The sequence below is a fragment of the Rhodococcus sp. (in: high G+C Gram-positive bacteria) genome (genome assembly GCF_049286785.1).
In the GTDB taxonomy this organism is placed as follows: Bacteria; Actinomycetota; Actinomycetes; order Mycobacteriales; family Mycobacteriaceae; genus Rhodococcus_F.
The window spans coordinates 1-3,642 of record NZ_JBAQEO010000553.1 but is presented as its reverse complement, the minus strand read 5'-3'; the positions used below and the strand labels follow the sequence as shown (position 1 = coordinate 3,642).

General features: G+C 62.3%; 4 protein-coding genes and 1 pseudogene. All 5 read left to right on the top strand.

The genetic code is table 11. The features are described from left to right. A pseudogene (locus WAW17_RS19910) lies at positions 1-213 on the top strand (nuclear transport factor 2 family protein); the annotation flags it as partial. A gap of 75 nt (positions 214-288) precedes the next feature. Continuing rightward, a complete protein-coding gene (locus tag WAW17_RS19905) occupies positions 289-867 on the top strand; it encodes a VOC family protein (RefSeq protein ID WP_422334644.1) in 579 nt (192 codons plus the stop codon). A 123-nt stretch (positions 868-990) separates the two neighbouring features. Further along, the gene (locus WAW17_RS19900) at positions 991-1,827 is read left to right on the top strand and encodes an SDR family NAD(P)-dependent oxidoreductase (RefSeq protein WP_422334643.1); all 837 of its coding nucleotides are present in this window, start codon (positions 991-993) and stop codon (positions 1,825-1,827) included. Next, positions 1,824-3,224 carry an aromatic ring-hydroxylating oxygenase subunit alpha gene (locus WAW17_RS19895; protein WP_422334642.1) on the top strand — a complete coding sequence of 467 codons (1,401 nt, stop codon included), beginning with the start codon at positions 1,824-1,826 and terminating at the stop codon, positions 3,222-3,224. Before WAW17_RS19900 ends, WAW17_RS19895 begins: the two co-directional genes overlap by 4 nt. Continuing rightward, a partial coding sequence (locus tag WAW17_RS19890) for an aromatic-ring-hydroxylating dioxygenase subunit beta (RefSeq protein WP_422334641.1) occupies positions 3,221-3,642 on the top strand: 422 nt, incomplete at its 3' end. The genes WAW17_RS19895 and WAW17_RS19890, both read left to right, overlap by 4 nt.

Sequence of the window (3,642 nt, the reverse complement as noted above, 5' to 3'; positions counted from 1 at the left end):
CAGGCAGTCTTCGAGATCGTCGGACGAGATGTGACCGACGGCGCTTGCGTGCAACGCCACGTGGCGAAGCTGTCGCTGCCGAACGGTGAGGTTGCGGCGATTCCGGCGCTCCAGCGCATCTCCGTCGTCGACGGCCGCATCTCACGGATCGAGGAGTATATGGACTCCGCGCAGATGGGAGCCGCGATACAGGCCCTGCAGGTCGGTGCGTGACCGCATTACACCCGGCGACACCTCGCCGATCCTCGGAAAAGAACATCACTGCAACGCAGTTGGAGGTTAGAAGAAATGCCCGGAATTACCGATAGATTCACCGGTGAGCCGCTGCTCAAGGTTTCGAAGCTCGGTCACGGCACGCTCGAGGTCGTCGACCTCGCCAGGTCGCGCAAGTTCTACGAGGAGGTACTCGGCCTCGAAGTGATCCAGCCGAGCGCTCGCTCGATGATGATCCGCCTCAACACCGAGCACTCGTATGCAGTAGTGGAAACGGGCAAAGAGAGCTCGATGACGATGCTCGCGCACAACGGGCTCGATGTCGGTAGCCCCGAAGAGGTGCAGGCCGCCTACGAGAAAATCCTCTCGGTGAAGGACAAGTACGGGATCAAGTCGGTCACGGAGCCGCGTCATATGCACGGCGACACGTCGTTCTACTTCACCGACCCGGACGGCAACTGGTGGGAGATCGTCGCGGTGCGCGAAGGCGGCTACGCCGTCGATTTCGACGACGAAGAGCGTGATCTCACCGGACTCCACGAGTTCGACGAGGACGGCGGGAACGTGAACTTCAGCCACACCCACGACGCCGAGTTCCGTAAGAAGGTTCGTGAGGTTCTGGACGCCAGAGCCAAGACATCAGCCCAGGCATAACTGCTCGGGCACAGGCGGCAGCCGCACACCCGCGGGGTGCCGCACCGGCAATGACCATGATTGACACACCTGTCGAGCGACTCATCGCGCCGTCTGCGGCAGGCTAGTGAAAGGCATAGCAGGATGGGAAGTTTGGATGGAAAGGTTGCCATCGTCACCGGTGGCGGCAAAGGGATCGGCCGCGGAATTGCACGCCGCTTCGCCCGTGAGGGTGCCAACGTCGTGGTGGCCGAACTCGATGTGGACGCCGGCAAGCAGGTAGCCGAGGACCTCGAGGGCCTCGGTGGCGCGGGTTTGTTCGTTCAGACGGATGTCTCGAAGAAGGCCGACATCCAGGCTGCTGTGGCAGCCGCCCAGGAGTCGTTCGGGGGACTCGACATTCTCGTGAACAACGCGATCGCGTTGACCCCGGATGTGCTCCTCGAGCAGAAGACCGACGAAATGTTCGAGAAGACCCTGAATGTCGGTCTGTGGAGTGTCTGGTGGGGAATGCAGGCCGCGTTCCCCGTGATGAAGGCGGGCGGCGGGGGTCGGATAATCAACTTCTACTCCGTCGACGCGGACAACGGCAACTGGGTGCACGGCGACTACAACACGGCAAAGGGTGGCGTCCAGGCGCTGACCCGGACCGCCGGCATCCAGTGGGCCCGGTTCAACATTCTGACCAACGCCATCGCACCCATCGCGGCGTCCGACGCGTTCAAGCAGATGGTCGAGCAGAACCCCGGTCTGGCTGATGCCATCCCGATGATGATTCCGGCTGGGCGCATGGGCGACCCGGAGGAAGACATCGCACCGGTCGCGGCGTTCCTCGCGAGCGAAGGGTCGAGGTTCATCACGGGCGCAACCATCCCGGTCGACGGCGGCCTCCACATTCCGCGGCTGAACACCAGGCCACCGGACCTGAGCGTGTTCGAAGCCATGTCGGGCGGAGAACCGGATACGGAGGCGTCGTCGTGACAATCGAACAGGACCGCCCGGTTCAGACGTCTCTCACCTTGGCCGACGGTACGCCGTTGGCCGAGTTGATCGACCGAGACTACCGCGAGGTATCTCTGCGGGTGCTGAACGATCCCGAACTGTACAAGCTCGAGTTGCGGCGTCTTTTTGCCCGGACGTGGACGGTCCTCGCCCATGAGGACGAGGTTCCGAAGCCGGGTGACTTCGTACTGCGCTACATCGGTGAGGACGAGGTGATCGTCAGCCGTGGTGACGACAACTCGATCACGGTGTCGCTCAACGTGTGCACGCACCGCGCCGCGAAGGTGTGCCGATTCGAAGCCGGCAACGCTAAGCAGTTCCAGTGCCCCTATCACGGCTGGTCGTTCAAGGCGGACGGGAAGTTCCTGGGTGCGCCGATCGGCCGCGAGAACATGCACGGGTCTTTGCGTTCCAAGGCCGAGCTCGGACTGAGGAGGGCACGCAGCGAGGAATATCTCGGCATGATCTTCGCGACCTTCGACGAGACCGCTCCGACTCTCCGTGAATATCTGGGGCCCATAACCTGGTACTGGGATCTGATGTTCGACCGCACGAACAGCGGAATGACGGTGCTCGGGCATCCTTCGCGCTTCATCATCAACGCAAACTGGAAGAGTGCCGCAGAGCAGTTCGCCGGTGACATCTTCCACACGCTGACGTTGCACCGCTCCTTGCAGGAGCTGCAGGTGACCGACGAAGACAACGCGGAACCGGCGATGGCCGGGGTCAGTGCCGGTTGGCAAGGCCATTTCGTGAGGTGCTTCGACTACACCGAGGGCCACTACATCAGCGCGCTCAAGGACAAGGCGGTGGCGGACCTCAGCTACATGGACCGACTCCGCATCATGCCGCCTCCTGGGCTTACGCCTCAGATGGTGGACCAGTTGGAAGCGCGGTTCGACGTGGGACAGCTGCGTACTCTCACCGAGTACACGCCGCAGGTCGGCCAACTGTTCCCGAACGTCGGTGCGCTGGCGATGCCGTTCCAGTTCCCGGACGGCACCCCGTCGGCCTTCTTTACGTGGCGTGTGTGGGTACCGAAGGGGCCCGATCATTTCGAGCTGACCACATGGACTCTGGTCGAGCGTGATGCGCCCGCAGAGCTTCGTGACTCGATGAACCTCATGACCGCAGCGTCATTCGGCATCAGTGGGTTCGTCGAAGCCGACGATACCGACACCTGGCCGATGCAGAGCAAGGCTGCTCGCGGTGCGATGGGACAGGAGCAGAAGCTGCGCTACCAGGCCATTCTCGGTGAGAACAAGCCGTCGGACTGGCCGGGACCGGGACAGGTGTATGCGGGCTTCCCGAAGGACGATTCACAGTGGAACTTCTGGCTCCGCTACCTCGAGTTCATGGAAGGGAGTCCGTGGTGACCGCCAACGTAACGCATGAGCCGGCCTCAGGTGTGGCAGGAGGCGCCTCGCCGGGCGTCGGGTATCCGAAGCCTGAGGGCAAGCGAATCCCGGTCGGCGATCCCCGCCATTTCCAGATGGTCGAATTCCTCGAAGAGGAATCGGCACTGCTCGACGACGACGATCTGACCGGCTGGCTCGGCATGCTCGCACCGGACGTGATCTACCGAGCTCCGGTTCGGGTGACCCGCGAGCACAGGTCGCGCGGGATGTTCGAGAGCGAGATGTTCCACTTCAACGAAAACGCGATGACGTTGATGCTGAAGATCATGCGGTTTACTCAGACCGACAGTGCTTGGTCGGAGAATCCAGCATCGCGAACGAATCGGATCGTCCACAAGGTCCGGGTCTACGAGACGGATAACCCGGAGGAATACGA

What these genes read in the sequence shown, in the direction of transcription:
- WAW17_RS19905 (WP_422334644.1), top strand. Translation starts at nt 289, where the DNA reads ATGCCCGGAATTACCGATAGATTCACCGGTGAGCCGCTGCTCAAGGTT.
- WAW17_RS19900 (WP_422334643.1), top strand. Translation starts at nt 991, where the DNA reads ATGGGAAGTTTGGATGGAAAGGTTGCCATCGTCACCGGTGGCGGCAAA.